The following is a 16,425-nucleotide window of genomic DNA, read 5'->3' on the forward strand; positions in this document are numbered from 1 at the left end:
CGCGGCGGATCTACGGCAGGGGGAAGGCGATCTTCAGGGCGTACGCCGCCACCAGGCCGTAGCCGAGCCGGAAGGTCCACGCCCGGGCCGCAGGGGAGATCCGGCTGCCGGCGAGGGCACCGAGAACGACGAGGGCCTGCTGCCACAGGAGCGAGGCGAGCGCGACGCCGGTGACGAACGCCGCCCCCGCCGCCCCCGCCCGGAGGGCGGCGCCCTGGGCGGTGGTGAGCGCGGCGAAGTACAGCGCGGTGGTGGGATTCACGGCGGTAAGCCCGACATACCGCACAAAAACCCGGCCAGCCCCCGCGCCCGCGCCTGCGTCCGGCCCCGCGTTCGCGGGTGTGGGCGGGGGCGCCGGGCGGGTGGGCAGGAGGCCTCGGGTCGCGATGGTCAGGAGGATCGCGGACGCGGCGAGGCGGATCCAGGCTTCCGCCGGGGTGACGTGCGCGGCGACCCAGGGGCCGAGTGCGGTGGCCAGGGCCGCGTAGCCGAGGTCGACGGCCGCGACCCCCGCGGCGGCCGCCACCGCCGCGCGGCGCTCCCGGATCGCCTCCTGGAGCAGCAGCACGCTCATCGCACCCATCGGCATCGCCACGCCCAGGCCCGCCGCCGCACCCGACAGGGCCGGCGCCAACAGTTCGCTCATGCCGGCGAGCCTGCGCGGTCCGCCCCGGAACGCGGCGGCGCATATCGGCTCCGGCTGCGAGAATCGCGGCATGGACCGCCTCGACAGGGAAATCCTCGGCATCCTGCGGGAGGATGCGCGGATCTCGTACCGCGATCTCGGCGTCCGCGTCGGCCTGAGCGCCAACGCGTCCGCCGACCGGGTCCGGCGGATGCGCCGGGACGGGGTGATCCGCGGGTTCACCGTCCTCGTGGACCCGGCGGCCGACACGCGCGGCGGGCTGGTGGTCTTCATTGACCTCACGCTGCGCCAGGACACCACCAACGAGGAGTTCGAGCGGCGGGTCGCCCACCTGCCCGGGATCACCGAGGTCGTGCACGTCACGGGGGAGTACGACTACCTCGTACGGGCCCGGGCCGCCGACCCGGCCGCCCTCGACGCGCTGCTGCGTCGGCTCAAGCGGGAGGCCGGAGTGGCCCAGTCCAGCACCCGCATCGCCCTGCGGGCCGCCACCCGGCCCGGGTCCGGGTCCGTACGGCCGTAGCGGCCCGGAGGGGCCTGAGGCGGCCGGTCCTACAGCGGTGACTCCCACGTCACCGTCGTGCCCCGGGTGCCCGATTCCGCGCGGCCGTCGTCGGAGACCGTCAGACGGGCCCGGGCCGGGTTCGCGTCGACCCCGACCTCGATCGAGGTGACGCCGCTGCGCCGGTGGGCCGCCGCCAGCGCACCGCGCAGCGCCGCCAGCAGGTCGGCCGCGACCGGCTCCGGGAGCAGCGCGTCCACGGCCCCCGTGAAGTGCACCGACGGCTGGAAGCCCAGCAGCACCGCCGCGCCGCCCGTTTCGCGCAGGACCCGGCCGCGGAAGGTCGTCGGGGCGTCCGTCGGGGGCTGCTGGAGGGCGAAGATGGCGGTGCGGACCTCCTGGATCGTGGAGTCCAGCTCGTCCACCGCGCGGCCGAGTTCGTCCTCGACCGTGTCCCGGACGGGCGCGTTCGAGGAGCGGCGCCGGGTGCTCTCCAGCATCATCTCCGTCGCGAACAGCCGCTGGACCACCAGGTCGTGCAGGTCCCGCGCGATCCGGTCGCGGTCCTCGTACACCGCGAGCTGTTCCCGGTCGTGCTGGGCGTCCGCCAGGACGAGGGCCAGCGCGGCCTGCGAGGCGAACTGGGAGGCGAGCAGCCGGTCCACCGCGTCGTACGGGGGCCCGCCCCGGTGGCGCGGCAGGGCGAGGGTGCCGATCAGCTGGCCGCCGCTCTGGAGCGGCAGCATCATGCTCGGGCCGAAACGTTCCCGCACGTGGGTCGTCATCCGGGGGTCCGTCGCCGAGTCCTCGATGAAGACGGGCTCGCCGCCGAGCAGCTGCTCCAGGACCGCCGAACCCGGGGCGATGGAGGTGCCGACCAGGTCCCCGGGGTCCCCCTGGGCGGAGGCGGCCACGATCTCCATGCCGCCCTCGGGGGTCGGCTGGAGGACCACCCCGGCCGCCGCGTCCGCCAGCAGCCGGGCCCGTTCGGCCACGCACCTCAGGGCGTCCGCCGCGGGGCGCCCGGCCAGCAGGGCGGTGGTCACGGCGGCGGCGCCCTCGATCCAGCGCTCCCGGCGGCGCGCGGTCTCGTACAGCCGGGCGTTGCCGATCGCTATGCCCGCCTGCGAGGCGAGGACCCGCAGCAGCGCGAGGTCCTCCTCCGTGAAGCCGTCGCCGCCGCGCTTCTCGGTCAGGTAGAGGTTCCCGAACACCTCGGTGTGCACCCGGATGGGGACGCCGAGGAAGCTGCGCATCCGAGGGTGGCCGGGCGGGAAGCCCTCGAAGCGCGGGTCCGCCGTCAGGTCGTCCAGCAGCAGCGGGCGGCCGTCGGAGACGAGCGCGCCGAGCACGCCGGTGTGTCCGTCGGGCGGCCAGGGGATCGCGGCCCGCTCCTCCTCGGTGAACCCGGTGGTGATGAGCGCGGTCAGCCGGACGCGCTCGGGGTCGATGACCCCGAGCGCGCCGTAGCGGGCCTCGCAGAGCTCGGCCGCCGAATCCACGATGTGCTGGAGGGTGGTGTTCAGCTCCAGCTCGGAGCCGACGCTGAGGACGGCCTCCAGCAGGTAGGGGAGGGTGGACGGCCGGTCGGGCTCCGGATCGGCGAGCGTCATTCGGCCAGCGGGTTGAGGACCATGGGGGAGATCTTCCCTTCGAGCATCGCGCCGAGCCCGAGGACGGCGCACACGTCGGGGCGTTCCGCGATGGCGACGGGCATTCCGGTGGCGTCCCGCAGCATCTGGTCGAGCCCCGGCAGCAGGGCGCTGCCTCCCACCATCATGATCCCCCGGTCCGTCAGGTCGGCGACCAGGTCGGGCGGGCAGTCGCGCAGCACCTTGCCGATGCCGTCGAGGACGGCCGTCAGCGGGGTGTGGATGGCGTCCCGTACGGCTGCGGTGTCCACGTGGACGGAGCGCGCCAGTCCGGTGGCCACGTCGCGGCCGTGGATCAGGGTGGAGGCCGGGCCCTCGGCGGTGAGGCCGTTGCCGTGCAGGGCCAGCTGGAGCGGCCGGACGGCCTGGCTGGGCAGCATCAGCTCGTGCGCGTGGCGCAGGTGCTGGACGACGGCGTGGTCGATGGCCTCGCCGCCGACCGGGATCCGTTCGGCCGTGACGATCGAGCCGAGCGAGAGCACCGCCACCTGGGTGGCCGCCGCCCCGCACACCATGATCATCGTCGCGGTCGGCTGCTCCACGGGCAGGCCGCAGCCGACGGCCGCCGCGATCAGGGTGTCGACCAGTTCGACGCGCCGGGCGCCGAGCCCGACCATCGTCTCCACGGTCGCGCGCTGCGCGAGCGGGTCGGCGTCGTGCGGGGTGCAGGCGGCGGCCCGCAGCCGGGGCTTGCGGCGCAGGGCGCGCCGCAGCTTCTCGCCGAGGAGGTGACGCAGCATCCGCTGGGCCATCTCGATGTCGACGACGGTGCCGCCGGAGACGGGGCGTACGACCCGGATGTAGTCGGGCGTGCGGCCGGTCATCCGCTCGGCGAAGCTCCCGACGGCGATGAGTGCGCCGGTGCGGGTGTTCACCGCGGCGACGCTGGGTTCGTCGACGACGAGGCCGGCGCCCTTGACGTACACGCGGGTCCTGGCCGCGCCCAGGTCGACGGCGACGTGGCAGCGACGCAACTGCTCAAGACTGACGGTCACGGCAGATCCTCCCGAGAGCGCTGGCGCAAGAAGACCGGTGAATGCCGGTCGCAATTCATATCTTCTCGGGTTATTCGGTCATCTCGCCCGTTGTGGTGCTCCGGTCGGGTGCGCCGAGGGGGTGGCTCCGGTGCTGCACGGGGGTGGATTTCTGTACCGACAGGCAGCAGCATGCGCACACCGCCCGCGCTACCCGTGCGTAACAAGGTAAAGGGGACCCGATGCTGACGCCCCGCCAGCCAGTCCTGGCGCTCCTGACGCTCTGCCTGGCCCTGCTCGCGCCCTTCCCGGCCCAGGCGGCGGACCGCACCCTGCACTGGTCCGCCGCCCAAGCCCCGGGGCCGGCCGCGCCGCGCGTTCCGGTCGTCCTTGTGCACGGCTACAACGCCGACCCGGGTGTCTGGGGCGCCCTGCGCGAGGACCTGAAGGCCGCGGGGTACGCCGACTCGGAGCTCTTCTCATGGGGTTACGACACCCACCGGTCCGTCAACGAGGTGCTCGCCGGGCAGCTCGGCGCGTACGCCGAGCAGGTCCGCCGCCAGACCGGCGCCGCCCGGGTCGACATCGTGGCGCACTCGTTCGGCTCCCTCGTCGCCCGCTGGTACGTCTCCTTCGGCGGCGGCGCGGCGACCGTGAACCACCTGGTCTCCCTGGCCGGACCCAACCACGGCACCTCCACCGCCTGGGCGTGCGCCCTGTGGGACCAGGCGTGCCGGGACATGACCCCCGGTTCGTACGTGGTGAAGAGCCTGGCGGGCGGGGACGAGACCCCGGGCGCGGTCAAGTACGCGACCTTCTGGTCGAACTGCGACGAGGTCATCAACCCGGACGCCAGCGTCCCCCTCGCCGGAGCCGTCAACACGCCGGTCGGCTGCCTGAAGCACAACGACCTGCTCGGCGACGACGCCACCTCGGCCGGCGTCCGCGCCTTCCTCGCCTCCTAGTGCTGTGGCGGTCCCGGCGGGTCCGCCTCCACCCCGTCGACGAGGACCCGCTGGAGCAGGCCGTACGTGAACTCCGCCACGCACGGCCGCCCCCGCGCGGCGAACGCCAGCCGCCACCGGGTCGGCGCGGTGCCCTCCATGGGGCGTACGGGAGCGAAGGCGCGGGCCACCTCGTCCACCGTGGCCGACCAGGGCCGCAGGTCCTGCGGCCCCTCCAGTACGGGTCCCGGCGCGCCCGGGGCCCGCACCAGCCACTCGTTCCAGACGGCGCCGTCCGGCCCGGCCAGCACCTCGAAGCGCAGGTCCGGCCAGAGCGGCACCGGCCACAGCAGGGCCTCGCACTCCAGGTCCCCGATGGTGCGGGCGAACACCGACTCCGGCGGGCCGAGCACCGAGCGGTAGCGGGCCAGCGCCCCGCGCGAGCGCGGTGAGCGGACCATCGTCTGCCAGCGCTTGTTGGCCTCCCGCTGCTCGGCGAGGGAGGCGCCCAGCCGCAGCCGGGCCGCCTCCGCGAGTTCGGGCCGGAAGTCGGCCATCCGGCGCAGCAGAACCAGCTGGAAGGAGCCCGGCCCGAAGCGGCCCGGGGGAGGTGACGCTGTCATGGAGGCCACGATTCCACACAGGATCCTTACGTTCCCGCGACATGGATGTTGTGCGGGACCACGTAGCCTGCGGGCGCCATGAACTACTGCCACGCCTGCCGGAGGCACCTCAACGGCGCACTGGCGTGCGCCGGGTGCGGAACCCCGGCCGAGTACCTGTCGCCCGCCGCCCCGGGCGCCCCCGCCACGCCCGGGGTTCCGCCGGGGTACGCCGCCCCGACGGGGTACGAGGCCGCTCCCGCCGGGTACGCCGCCCCGAACGGGTACGCCGCCCCGACGGGGTACGAGGCCGCACCGAACGCGTACGAGGCCGCGCCCGCCGGGTATGACGCCCGGACCGGGTACGAGGCCGCGCCCGCCGGGGCCGCCGGGCCGGTGCCGCCCGGGGGCGAGCCCGAGGGGGACTGGGTCGTCACGCTGTCGGCGGCGGACGAGCGCCGCCCGGGGGCCCGCCGCCGGAGCGTGAACCGCCGGCGCGGCCGGACCGGGATGACCATCGGCCTCGGCCTGGTGCTGGCCGTCGGGGGCTCGGTGGCGGTGGCCCGGATGGCGACCGACGCGGAGGGGTCCGACCGGGCCTCCAAGGTGATGCTGACCGACGACACCGGGCCGGACCAGCCGGCTCCGCTGCCGAGCCGGGCGCCCGCCGCGCCCTCGGTGCTGCCGTCGGCGAAGGGCCACGCGGCCTCGAAGGCCGCCGCCGGGGCTTCGAAGCAGGCCTCCCCGGGGCAGTCCCCGGACGGCGGCGCACAGCCCGGGCCGGGTGGAAGCGCCTCCGCCTCCGGGCAGGCGGGGCCGTCGCAGGGCGCTGCCGGGGGCGGGTCGAGCGCAAAGCCGTCGAGGGCCGGACGGCCGTCGCCGAGCGGTTCCGCGGGCACCGGTACGCAAACGAGCGCGAGCGCGACCGCACCCACCCCGGGGCCCGCCACGCCCTCCCCGCAGCCGAGCCCGACCAAGACCAAGGGCTGCGTGTTCTGGATCTTCTGCTGAGGCCCGGCGCGTCCGCCCGGTCCGGCGCGTCCGCCCTGCCCTGGCAGTCCGCCCGGTCCGCCCGGTCCGCCCGGGCCCGCCGGATCAGCCCAGCATCCGCCTGAGCAGGTCCCGCAGCGCCGTCCGCTCGGCCGTCGACAGCCCGCCCAGCGGCTCCCGCGCGAAGTCCAGCGACTCGCGCAGCCGGTCCGCCGTCTGCAGGCCCTCCTCCGTCGGCGCGGCCAGCTTCACCCTGCGGTCGGCCGGGTCCGGCAGCCGCTCCACCAGCCCGCGGGTCTCCAGCCGGTCCACGATGCCGGTGATGTTCGAGGGCTCGCACCGCAGCTTCTGCGCGATCTTGCGCATCGGCATGGGCGTGGGCTCCAGCGACAGCATGGTCAGCACCTTGGCCTGGGCTCCGGTGAGCTGGTGCCGGCCGGCCGCCTGCTCGTACTCCACGTGGTAGCGGGCCACGACATCGCCGATGAGTTCGACGACCTCAAGGGTCAGGGGGTCTGCGCGACGACTGGGCATGGATCCAGCGTACCCATTTACTTGACAACATGAAATATCCAGGCGCATGGTTGTTTCATCTAGTGAAGTATTTCTTCGCCGGACCGCCTTACTCCCTCAGTCCTCAGGAGCTCCGCATGTCTTCCGAGATCCCCGCCGTCAGCCGTGAGTGGCACCTCGTCCGTCGCCCGCAGGGCTGGCCCGTCGCCGAGGACTTCGCCCTGCGCGAGGCCCCGGTGAACGCCGAGCCCGCCGCCGGCCGGATCCTCGTGCGCAACCTCCACATGTCCGTGGACCCGTACATGCGCGGCCGGATGAACGACACGAAGTCCTACATCCCGCCGTTCCAGCTGGACGAGCCCATGCAGGGCGGCGCGGTCGGCGAGGTCGTCGCCTCCGCCGACGAGCGCTTCGCGGTCGGCGACCACGTGCTGCACCACCTCGGCTGGCGCGAGTACGCGGAGCTCGACGCCGCGCAGGCCACCAAGGTCGACGCCGCCCTCGCCCCGCTCTCCGCCTACCTCGGCGTCCTCGGCATGCCGGGCCTGACCGCCTACGCCGGCCTCTTCGAGGTCGCCTCCTTCAAGGAGGGCGACTCCGTCTTCGTCTCCGGCGCCGCCGGTGCCGTCGGCAGCCTCGTCGGCCAGTTCGCCAGGATCAAGGGCGCCTCCCGCGTGATCGGCTCCGCCGGCTCGGACGAGAAGGTGAAGCTCCTCACGGAGAAGTACGGCTTCGACGCCGCCTTCAACTACAAGAACGGCCCCGTCGCGCAGCAGCTGCCCGAGGCCGCCCCCGAGGGCATCGACGTCTACTTCGACAACGTCGGCGGTGACCACCTGGAGGCCGCCATCTCCTCGATGAAGGTGCACGGCCGCGCCACCCTGTGCGGGGCCATCGCCCACTACAACGACACCGAGGCCGCCCCCGGCCCGCGCAACCTGATACAGATCATCGGCAAGCGGCTGCGCCTCCAGGGTGTGCTGGTCGGCGACCACGCCGGCATCCAGGAGCAGTTCGTCCAGGACGTGGCCGGCTGGCTGCGCTCGGGCGAGCTCGTGGCCGACGAGACCGTCGTCGAGGGCGTGGAGAACGCGACCGACGCCTTCCTCGGAATGCTGCGCGGGGACAACACCGGAAAGATGATCGTTTCTTTCACCGGCTAGGCTCACTCCACACCGTCGCGATCGTGGGCGCGAGTCGCGGCGAACACCAGGAGGATCCTCTTACATGTCCATCCAGCAGTCCGACGTTCTGTACACCGCCGTCGCCATCGCCGAGAACGGCCGTGACGGTCGCGTCGCGACCAACGACGGCCAGCTCGACGTCGTGGTGAACCCGCCCAAGGAGATGGGTGGCAGCGGCGCCGGCACCAACCCGGAGCAGCTGTTCGCCGCCGGCTACAGCGCCTGCTTCCAGGGCGCGCTCGGCGTCGTCGCGCGCAACGAGAACGCGGACGTCTCCGGTTCCACCGTCACCGCCGAGGTCGGCATCGGCAAGAACGACGACGGCTTCGGCCTGATCGTCAAGATCACGGCCTCGATCCCGAACGTGGACGCCGCCACCGCCAAGGACCTCATCGAGAAGGCCCACCAGGTCTGCCCGTACTCCAAGGCGACCCGTGGCAACATCACCGTCGAGCTCGCCGTCTGATCCGGCACCTCGCCCGCCGGAGGCCGCACCCCGCACCGGGGTGCGGCCTCCGCCGTACGCGGTCTTAAGCTGGACCCATGCGTGATCTTGCGGGGGGATTCGGCTATCTGCTGGCCGGTCAGCGATGGGTGTTCCGGCACGGCCGCTGGCTGGGCTTCGGCCTGTTGCCGGGGCTGGTGTCGCTGGTGCTGTACACGGGAGCCCTCATCGGGCTCGGCTACGGCGCCGACGACCTCACCGCCTGGGCCACGCCCTTCGCCGACGGCTGGTCCGCGCCGTGGCTCGGGCTCTTCCGGGGCTTCCTGACCGGCCTGGTCTTCTGCCTCGGCCTCTTCCTCGCCGTGATCACCTTCACCGCGGTGACCCTGCTCATCGGCCAGCCCTTCTACGAGTCCCTCTCGGAGCAGGTCGACCGCACCGAGGGCGGCGCGGTCCCCGAGTCCGGGCTCTCGCTGGGGCGGGAGCTGTGGATCTCGGCCCGGGACAGCCTGAAGGTGCTCGGCCGGGTGGCCCTGTACGGGATCCTGCTGTTCGCCCTCGGGTTCATCCCGGTCGTCGGGCAGACGGTGGTCCCGGCCATCGGGTTCTGCGTCTCCGGGTACTTCCTCACCGAGGAGCTCACCGCCGTCGCGCTCCAGCGGCGCAGGACGGAGCTGGCCGAGCGGCTGGTGCTGCTGCGGTCGCGGCGGATGCTGGTGCTCGGGTTCGGGGTGCCGCTGGTGCTGGCGTTCCTGGTGCCGCTGGTGGCGGTGTTCCTGATGCCGGGGGCGGTCGCGGGAGCCACGCTGATGGCGCGGGAGCTGCTGGGGGAGGACGACACCGCGGACGAGGCGGCTGCCGGGCCGGATGCCGAGGGCGCCGATGGCGCGCGGCCGCAGCAGTTCCAGCCCCAGCCCCAGCAGTCCCAGCCGCCCGCCGGCGGGGGTTTCGGACCGCCGCCGCGCATGTAGCGGTCGCGCCCGGCTAGCCGACGTCCGCCGTCACCACCGAGGGCGTACGGTCGTCCGCCTCGGCGAGCGGAGCCCCGCCCGGGGCCCATGCGGCGGCGCGCCCGCAGCCCGTCCACGGGCCCGCCGGGCCGACGTGGTTGGCGAGGACGACGTACAGCCCCTGCTCCCGCGCGATCCCGGGATACACGGTGGCCCGCTCCCCGATGCCCTCGCCCGTACCGTAGAGCGAGCTCGCCAGGTGGACCCGGCAGCCGTCGGCCGCGGCCCGGCCGGTCAGCGCGGGGAAGTGGTTGTCGTAGCAGACGCCCAGGGAGAAGCGGATCCCGCCGAGTTCGAAGCGGCCGTCGGTGTCACCGGCGGCGAAGACGTCCTGCTCGTGCCGGAAGAGGTGCCGTTTCGCGTACGTGGTCACATGCGCCCCGTCCGCCCCGTAGACCAGCGTCGCGATGGCGGGGCGCGGGCCCCCGGTGCGCAGGGCGACGTTCACCGCGGTGGCGATGCCGGCCGAGCGGAGCGGGTCGAGACGGGGGTCGTCGGGGTCGGCGATCCACAGGCCGGGGTCGGCCGTCAGCGCCTCCAGCTCGTACCCGGTGAGCGCGAGCTCGGGGAACACGACCAGTTCGGCGCCCTGCTCGCGGGCCCGGCCGGCCAGGGCGGCCGCCAGCGCGGTGTTCGCGGGGACGTCGGCCGGGACACAGGTCAGCTGGGCTGCGGCGATCTTCACCGGCTCAGGATGCCAGCCCGGCCGCCGGGGCCGTCCGGGCAGGGGGGTCGACGTACCGGTGCGCCCCGGGCGATGCTTTAACTTCCCGCATTTCCAGGGGAGTTGATGGAGGAAGCCCGATGCCCGACTGGCTCTTCGCCGTCCTCGCGGCCGCGGCCGTGGTGCTGTGCACCCGGTCGATCCGGGTCAGCGGCGCCGGCCTGCGCCTCGCCGTCCTCTACGTGGTCGTGATGAACGCGCTGATGCTGTGGGTGGTGTGGAAGAGCGGGCCGTCCTGGTCGCTGCCGGCGGTGGGCGCCGTCTCCCTGGTGGCCGCGGTCTACAACCTGCTCGCCGCCCTGCGCACCACGATGGGCCGCATCCAGCGGATCGGCGTCCCGGTGTTCCGCACCCTGGTGCGGCGGGTGGCGGACGCGCGGGGCCCGCAGGTCATGGGCGTCTGCGTGCTGTTCAGCGGAATCGTCGTGCTCACCGCCTTCACCGACGACGAGCACCCCGAGGGCGTGCAGTTCCACGTCCTGCCCGGACAGGACTGCCCGTTCTGCCTGCTGGAGGACCAGATCCGGGACTTCCTCGGCGAGGCGGACCCACTGCTCGACGAATACCGGGGCCACCTGAGGACCGGCAGCAGCCGCCACCTGCTCGTCAGGCGCGCCTCGGCGGCCGAGCCCTGGGCGGGCCGCCTCCGCGACCGCGCGTACTACCGCGTGCCCTCGGCGGCACGGCGTCCGCCCTGCCCGGTCCACGACCCGCTGCTCGCGGCCTGAGCCCGGCCGTCAGGCCCCGGGCCCGCGCCGGATCGGCGGCGTCAAACGAAATGGCCGGAAATCACCCGTGAACCGGGGCCCGGGGCGGCCCTGACGCCGCCCCGGCTCCCGCCCGCGCTCAGCGCGGCGGCCGTACCGAGGTCACCTGACGGTGCGCCAGCTCCGCCAGCCGGGCCTGTCCGTCCTTGCCCGGGTGGAACCAGTCCCAGCGGCTCAGCTGATCCGCCGCGAAGGGGTACTGGAACACCGCGCCGCCGTCGTAGCGGCACAGTTCGTCCTTCGCGCAGACCTCGCGCAGCACCTCGTTGTACTCGACCACCCGCGCCCGCACCTGCTCGCGCCGGGCCGCCGACCCCGCGATCGCCGACAGCGGGTCGGCCAGCATCGACTGGCAGATGCCGAGCTTCCAGATCTGCCGCACCATCGGGCTGTCCTTGCCCTGCTCCCACAAGCGCTGGAGGTCGGGGACGGAGGACACGTACACCTGAGAACGGGGCGAGGCCGCCCGCAGCCCGGCGAGCGCCTGTTCGAAACCGGCCCGGAAATCGGCGACCGGAGTCATCGACGAAGCGAGCGGCCGGCAGGCGTCGTTCGAGCCCACCATCACCGTGACCAGGTCGGGCTTGTGTTCGGCGGCCGAGGCCAGCTGCGCCGGCAGGTCCGCCATCCGCGAGCCGGTCACCGCGTAGTTCCAGCTGTGCGAGGGGGCCTCGGCCGCGCCGAGCAGCCGGGTGGCCAGGGAGTCCACCTCCGGGTCGTCGCCGGTGGCCCAGGAGACCTCGGGGCAGTCCGCCAGCACGGAACAGGCATCGAAACCGCGTGTGATGGAGTCACCCACAGCGGCGATCGAGGTGGGTGCGGTGTTCCAGCGCGGCGCTGCCTGCGCCCCGCGTTCACCCCCGGAGCTCGACTCGCCCGAGCTGCACCCCGTCACCGTCCCGGCCAGGACGGCTGCCGCCGCGACCGCTCCCACGAGGGAGCGACGCGCGCGGCGGTACGGGGTGGTGGTGCGCATCGGGTGGGTCCCCTCCTTCGTCGCCCCGCGTCCTTCGGGGGCGTCCTGCTGAGTGAAAGCTCCGCGTTTACCGGGCCTGGAGCGACCGTACGTCACACCAGGACCCCTGGCGCACGGTAGCTTTTTCCCGTGGCGTTTCGGCCGCAGGTCTCGCGACGCAATGTCAGATCATTTCCGCTAAATTACATCACGTCACATACTGTCCGTTTTCTGGAGTTTATTCCCGACCTCGTCCCACACTGGAGGTCCCGGTGACGACACGTGGAGTTCTGTACGTGCATTCCGCACCGCGCGCGCTCTGCCCGCACGTGGAATGGGCTGTTGCGGGGGTGCTCGGGGTGCGGGTGAACCTCGACTGGATCAGGCAGCCCGCCTCCCCCGGCACCTGGAGATCCGAGTTCTCCTGGCAGGCCGAAGCGGGCACCGCCTCGAAGCTCGCCTCCGCGCTGCGCGGCTGGCACCTGCTGCGTTTCGAGGTGACCGCGGAACCCTGCGCCACCGCCGAGGGCGAGCGCTACAGCTCCACCCCGGAGCTCGGCATCTTCCACGCCGTCACCGGAATGCACGGCGACATCCTCATCCCCGAGGACCGGCTGCGCGCCGCCCTGGCCCGCTCTGCGCACGGCGAGAGCGACCTGGAGGCGGAGATCGCCAGGCTGCTCGGCAAGCCCTGGGACGACGAGCTGGAGCCCTTCCGCTACGCGGGCGAGGGCGCCCCGGTCCGCTGGCTCCACCAGGTGGTCTGAGCCGCGCACGAAGCGGCCGGCCGTACGACGCGAAGGAGCCCGCCCGGCGACTGCCGGGCGGGCCCCTTCGTACGTACTGCCGTCGGTCAGACGGTGCGGAACGCCAGCGTGACGTTGTGGCCGCCGAAACCGAACGAGTTGTTGATCGCGGAGATCGGGCCGTCGGCCGGCAGCTTGCGCGGCTCGCCGACGACGATGTCCGCGTCGATGTCGTCGTCCAGCTCGTCGACGTTGATCGTCGCCGGGGCGATCCGGTGGTAGAGCGCGAGCACGGTCGCGACGGTCTCGATGCCGCCCGCGCCGCCCAGCAGGTGGCCGGTCATCGACTTGGTCGCGGAGATCGCGATGTGGTCGAGGTCGTCGCCCAGGACCTTGCGCAGGGCCTTCAGCTCGGCCGTGTCACCCTGAGGGGTGGACGTGGCGTGCGCGTTCAGGTGGACCAGCTCGGCCGGGTCCAGGCCCGTGTTGTCGAGCAGGTTCTGCACGGCGGCCGCGACACCGCGGCCGGTCGGCTCCGGCTGCGCGATGTGGTGGCTGTCCGCGGACAGGCCCTGGCCCAGCACCTCGCAGTAGACCCGGGCGCCACGCGCGGCGGCGTGCTCGGCGGACTCCAGGATCACGACGCCGGCGCCCTCGCCGAGGACGAAGCCGTCGCGGGCCTTGTCGTACGGACGGGAGGCCTGCTCGGGGTTCTCGTTGTTCTTGGACATCGCCATCATGTTGGCGAACGCGGCGATCGGCAGCGGGTGGATCGCCGCCTCGGTGCCGCCCGCGACGACCACGTCGGCACGGCCGGTACGGATCATCTCGACGGCGTAGCCGATGGCCTCGGCGCCGGACGCGCAGGCGCTGACCGGGGTGTGCACACCCGCGCGGGCGTTGACCTCAAGGCCGACGTTGGCCGAGGGGCCGTTCGGCATGAGCATGGGGACGGTGTGCGGCGAGACGCGGCGCACACCCTTCTCCTTGAGGACGTCGTACTGGTCCAGCAGCGTGGTGACACCACCGATGCCGGAGGCGATGACGGTGCCCAGGCGCTCGGGAACGATGGACTCGTCCTCGCCCGCGGGCGCCGTGTAGCCGGCGTCGGCCCAGGCCTCACGGGCGGCGATGATGGCGAACTGCGCCGAGCGGTCCAGCTTGCGGGCCAGCGGCCGGGGCAGGACCTCGCTCGGGTCGACAGCGACCGGGGCGGCGATGCGAACCGGGAGTTCGGCGAAGCGCTCGCCCTCCAGGGGCTTGACGCCGGAACGGCCGGCAAGCAGACCTTCCCAGGTCGAAGCGCTGTCGCCACCCAGCGGAGTGGTTGCGCCGATACCGGTGACGACCACGGTGCGATTGGTCGGGCTCACAGGAATTCTTTCTCCACGTGTAAGGGGGTGCTGAATTGTCACGGCGCCACCGCCAGGTGGCGACAAACGCTCGTCAGGCTCAGGCCTGGTGCTTCAGGATGTAGTCAGCGGCGTCGCCGACCGTCTTGAGGTTCTTGACGTCCTCGTCGGGGATCTTGACGTCGAAGCGCTCTTCGGCGGCGACGACGACCTCGACCATGGACAGCGAGTCGACGTCCAGGTCGTCCGTGAAGGACTTGTGGATCTCGACGTCCTCGGTGGGGATGCCGGCGATCTCGTTGACGATCTCCGCGAGACCCTCGACGATCTCTTCCTGCGTGGCGGCCATGTGGCGCTCCTTCTGTAGCTAACTGATGGATCGGGGCGGGACGTGTGTCCCGGCCCTAGGGGAGGGTAACGACCGTCGCGGCGTAGACGAGTCCCGCCCCGAAGCCGATGACGAGCGCGGTGTCGCCGCTCTTCGCCGCTCCGGTCGCCAGGAGCCGCTCCATAGCGAGCGGGATCGAGGCGGCCGAGGTGTTGCCGGTGGTCTCGATGTCACGGGCGACCGTGACGTGTTCCGGCAGCTTCAGAGTCTTCACCATCGAATCGATGATCCGCATATTCGCCTGGTGCGGAATGAAGACGTCCAGGTCCTCAGGGGTGATCCCGGCCGCGTCGAGCGCCTGCTGGGCCACCTTGGCCATCTCGAAGACGGCCCAGCGGAAGACCGCCTGACCCTCCTGGGTGATGGCCGGGAACTTCTCGCCGCCGTCCTTGCCGAGGTACTCGTCCCACGGCACGGTCTGCTTGATGGTCTCGGACTTGTCGCCCTCCGAACCCCACACCGTGGGGCCGATGGCCGGAACGTTCGAGGGACCGACGACGACGGCGCCGGCGCCGTCACCGAACAGGAAGGCCGTCGCGCGGTCCTCCAGGTCGGTCAGGTCCGAGAGCCGCTCCACGCCGATGACGAGGACGTACTCGGCGGAACCTTCCACCACGAGGCCCTTGGCGAGCGTCAGGCCGTAGCCGAAGCCGGCGCAGCCCGCGGAGATGTCGAACGCGGCGGGCTTGCCCGCGCCGATCCGGTGCGCGATCTCGGTCGCGATCGCCGGGGTCTGCTTGAAGTGCGAGACCGTCGAGACGATCACGGCGCCGACCTGCTCCGGGGCGATCCCGGCGTCGGCGAGCGCCTTGCCCGAGGCCTCCACCGACATCGCGGCGACCGTCTCCTGCGGCGAGGCCCAGTGCCGGGTCGCGATGCCGGAGCGCGAGCGGATCCACTCGTCGGACGAGTCGATCGTCTCCAGGATGACCTCGTTGGGCACCACGCGGGTCGGGCGGTAGCCGCCGACCCCGAGGATGCGGGCGTACGGGGAGCCCTTGGCAGGCTTGATCTTCGACATGCTGTGTGGGCTCCTTCTCTCAGGCCGCGTGCTCGGCGATGAGCGCGGCGGCCTTTTCGAGATCGTCCGGGGTCTTCAGGGCCACGCTCGGTACGCCCTTCAGCGCGCGCTTGGCCAGACCCGTCAGGGTGCCGCCGGGGCAGAGCTCGATGATCCCCGTGACGCCCAGCTCGGCGAACGTCTCCATGCACAGGTCCCAGCGGACCGGGTTAGCGACCTGGCCGACCAGGCGGGCGACGACGTCGGCACCCGTGGCGACGACGAGGCCGTCCTTGTTCGAGACGTACTTCAGCTCCGGGTCGGCCGGGGTGAGGGCCTGCGCGGCCTTCGCGAGCGTGGCGACCGCGGGAGTCATGTGGTGCGTGTGGAAGGCGCCCGCGACCTTGAGGGCGACGACCTTCATGGAACCCTCGGGCTTCTCGGCCGTCAGAGCGGCGATCTGCTCCATGGTGCCGGCGGCCACGATCTGGCCCGCGCCGTTGATGTTGGCCGGGGCCAGGCCCAGCTTCTCCAGGTGGGCGACGACCACGTCGGTCTCGCCGCCCAGGACCGCGGCCATGCCCGTCTCGGTGACGGCGGACGCCTCGGCCATCGCGAGCCCGCGGGTCCGTACGAACGACAGCGCCTCGGCCTCGGAGATCACGCCGGCGTACGCGGCGGCGGTGATCTCACCGACGCTGTGGCCCGCGACGGCACCGAAGGTCGAACGGTCGTTCGCACGGGTCGTGGCCAGCGCGGAGGCCGACAGGAGCCCCGCGGCGACGAGCAGCGGCTGGGCCACGGCCGTGTCGCGGATCTCGTCCGCGTCGGCCTTCGTGCCGTAGTGGGCAAGGTCGAGCTCGATGGCGTCCGACCACGCGCCGACGCGGTCGGCGGCGCCGGGGAGTTCGAGCCAGGGAGTCAAGAAGCCGGGCGTCTGTGCGCCTTGGCCGGGAGCGACGAGTACGAGCACCCTCACACTCTCTCTTGTGGTGGGTCCCCGCCGCCCGTGGGGACAGGGACCAAGAACC

Annotated in this window: 19 protein-coding genes; 8 read left to right on the forward strand and 11 right to left on the reverse strand. The window is 72.8% G+C overall.

Going from position 1 to position 16,425, the window contains the following annotated elements; translation table 11 throughout:
- Window positions 1-10: 10 nt before the first annotated feature.
- A complete protein-coding gene (locus tag IE248_RS20775) occupies window positions 11-646 on the reverse strand; it encodes a hypothetical protein (RefSeq protein WP_143196351.1) in 636 nt (211 codons plus the stop codon).
- Window positions 647-716: 70 nt separating this feature from the next.
- On the opposite strand from IE248_RS20775, the gene IE248_RS20780 reads away from it, so the two are divergent.
- Complete coding sequence (locus IE248_RS20780; RefSeq protein ID WP_073773380.1) at window positions 717-1,169, forward strand: Lrp/AsnC family transcriptional regulator; 453 nt, start codon at window positions 717-719, stop codon at window positions 1,167-1,169.
- 29 nt (window positions 1,170-1,198) lie between these two features.
- Here IE248_RS20780 and IE248_RS20785 read toward each other — a convergent pair whose 3' ends face one another.
- Window positions 1,199-2,761, reverse strand: coding sequence for a GAF domain-containing protein (locus IE248_RS20785; protein WP_073773379.1), 1,563 nt, complete (start codon window positions 2,759-2,761; stop codon window positions 1,199-1,201).
- Complete coding sequence (locus IE248_RS20790) at window positions 2,758-3,795, reverse strand: rod shape-determining protein (protein WP_037797568.1); 1,038 nt, start codon at window positions 3,793-3,795, stop codon at window positions 2,758-2,760. The genes IE248_RS20785 and IE248_RS20790 overlap by 4 nt, the downstream gene beginning before the upstream one ends.
- A 221-nt stretch (window positions 3,796-4,016) precedes the next feature.
- Between IE248_RS20790 and IE248_RS20795 the strand changes: the two genes are divergently transcribed.
- Entirely contained in the window at window positions 4,017-4,739 is a 723-nt protein-coding gene (locus IE248_RS20795; RefSeq protein ID WP_190031354.1) for an esterase/lipase family protein, read from the forward strand.
- On the opposite strand, the gene IE248_RS20800 is transcribed toward IE248_RS20795, so the two are convergent.
- A complete protein-coding gene (locus IE248_RS20800) occupies window positions 4,736-5,341 on the reverse strand; it encodes a hypothetical protein (RefSeq protein WP_190031355.1) in 606 nt (201 codons plus the stop codon). The genes IE248_RS20795 and IE248_RS20800 overlap by 4 nt on opposite strands.
- Before the next feature lie 78 nt (window positions 5,342-5,419).
- Between IE248_RS20800 and IE248_RS20805 the strand changes: the two genes are divergently transcribed.
- Window positions 5,420-6,331, forward strand: coding sequence for an SCO2400 family protein (locus tag IE248_RS20805; protein ID WP_190031356.1), 912 nt, complete (start codon window positions 5,420-5,422; stop codon window positions 6,329-6,331).
- 84 nt (window positions 6,332-6,415) lie between these two features.
- Here IE248_RS20805 and IE248_RS20810 read toward each other — a convergent pair whose 3' ends face one another.
- Window positions 6,416-6,844: a MarR family winged helix-turn-helix transcriptional regulator gene (locus tag IE248_RS20810; protein ID WP_073773376.1), complete on the reverse strand. Its 429-nt coding sequence runs from the start codon at window positions 6,842-6,844 to the stop codon at window positions 6,416-6,418.
- Window positions 6,845-6,960: 116 nt separating this feature from the next.
- Here IE248_RS20810 and IE248_RS20815 point away from each other — a divergent pair, with 116 nt between their 5' ends.
- From IE248_RS20815 to IE248_RS20825, 3 genes are all read left to right on the forward strand, one after another.
- Entirely contained in the window at window positions 6,961-7,986 is a 1,026-nt protein-coding gene (locus IE248_RS20815; RefSeq protein ID WP_190031357.1) for an NADP-dependent oxidoreductase, read from the forward strand.
- Window positions 7,987-8,050: 64 nt separating this feature from the next.
- A complete protein-coding gene (locus IE248_RS20820) occupies window positions 8,051-8,473 on the forward strand; it encodes an organic hydroperoxide resistance protein (RefSeq protein ID WP_190031358.1) in 423 nt (140 codons plus the stop codon).
- Window positions 8,474-8,550: 77 nt separating this feature from the next.
- Window positions 8,551-9,423 carry an EI24 domain-containing protein gene (locus tag IE248_RS20825; RefSeq protein WP_190031359.1) on the forward strand — a complete coding sequence of 291 codons (873 nt, stop codon included), beginning with the start codon at window positions 8,551-8,553 and terminating at the stop codon, window positions 9,421-9,423.
- A gap of 13 nt (window positions 9,424-9,436) precedes the next feature.
- Here the strand turns inward: IE248_RS20825 and IE248_RS20830 are convergent, their stop codons facing one another.
- Window positions 9,437-10,147, reverse strand: coding sequence for a carbon-nitrogen hydrolase family protein (locus IE248_RS20830; protein ID WP_190031360.1), 711 nt, complete (start codon window positions 10,145-10,147; stop codon window positions 9,437-9,439).
- A 119-nt stretch (window positions 10,148-10,266) separates the two neighbouring features.
- Between IE248_RS20830 and IE248_RS20835 the strand changes: the two genes are divergently transcribed.
- Window positions 10,267-10,914 (forward strand): hypothetical protein, encoded by a 648-nt coding sequence (locus tag IE248_RS20835; RefSeq protein ID WP_100583485.1) that lies wholly within the window; start codon window positions 10,267-10,269, stop codon window positions 10,912-10,914.
- A gap of 118 nt (window positions 10,915-11,032) precedes the next feature.
- Here IE248_RS20835 and IE248_RS20840 read toward each other — a convergent pair whose 3' ends face one another.
- Window positions 11,033-11,929, reverse strand: a complete 897-nt coding sequence (locus tag IE248_RS20840) for an SGNH/GDSL hydrolase family protein (protein WP_100583484.1) — start codon at window positions 11,927-11,929, stop codon at window positions 11,033-11,035.
- A 251-nt stretch (window positions 11,930-12,180) separates the two neighbouring features.
- Here IE248_RS20840 and IE248_RS20845 point away from each other — a divergent pair, with 251 nt between their 5' ends.
- Window positions 12,181-12,675, forward strand: a complete 495-nt coding sequence (locus IE248_RS20845; RefSeq protein WP_008739150.1) for a DUF3145 domain-containing protein — start codon at window positions 12,181-12,183, stop codon at window positions 12,673-12,675.
- A gap of 86 nt (window positions 12,676-12,761) precedes the next feature.
- On the opposite strand, the gene fabF is transcribed toward IE248_RS20845, so the two are convergent.
- From fabF to IE248_RS20865, 4 genes are all read right to left on the reverse strand, one after another.
- Window positions 12,762-14,027, reverse strand: a complete 1,266-nt coding sequence (fabF, locus tag IE248_RS20850; protein WP_008739149.1) for a beta-ketoacyl-ACP synthase II — start codon at window positions 14,025-14,027, stop codon at window positions 12,762-12,764.
- 79 nt (window positions 14,028-14,106) lie between these two features.
- Complete coding sequence (locus tag IE248_RS20855) at window positions 14,107-14,355, reverse strand: acyl carrier protein (protein WP_008739148.1); 249 nt, start codon at window positions 14,353-14,355, stop codon at window positions 14,107-14,109.
- Window positions 14,356-14,410: 55 nt separating this feature from the next.
- Complete coding sequence (locus IE248_RS20860) at window positions 14,411-15,415, reverse strand: ketoacyl-ACP synthase III (protein WP_008739147.1); 1,005 nt, start codon at window positions 15,413-15,415, stop codon at window positions 14,411-14,413.
- A gap of 19 nt (window positions 15,416-15,434) precedes the next feature.
- The gene (locus IE248_RS20865; RefSeq protein ID WP_100583483.1) at window positions 15,435-16,367 is read right to left on the reverse strand and encodes an ACP S-malonyltransferase; all 933 of its coding nucleotides are present in this window, start codon (window positions 16,365-16,367) and stop codon (window positions 15,435-15,437) included.
- Window positions 16,368-16,425 lie beyond the last annotated feature (58 nt).

It is taken from the genome of Streptomyces goshikiensis (assembly GCF_014650555.1).
GTDB classification, from domain to species: Bacteria; Actinomycetota; Actinomycetes; order Streptomycetales; family Streptomycetaceae; genus Streptomyces; species Streptomyces goshikiensis.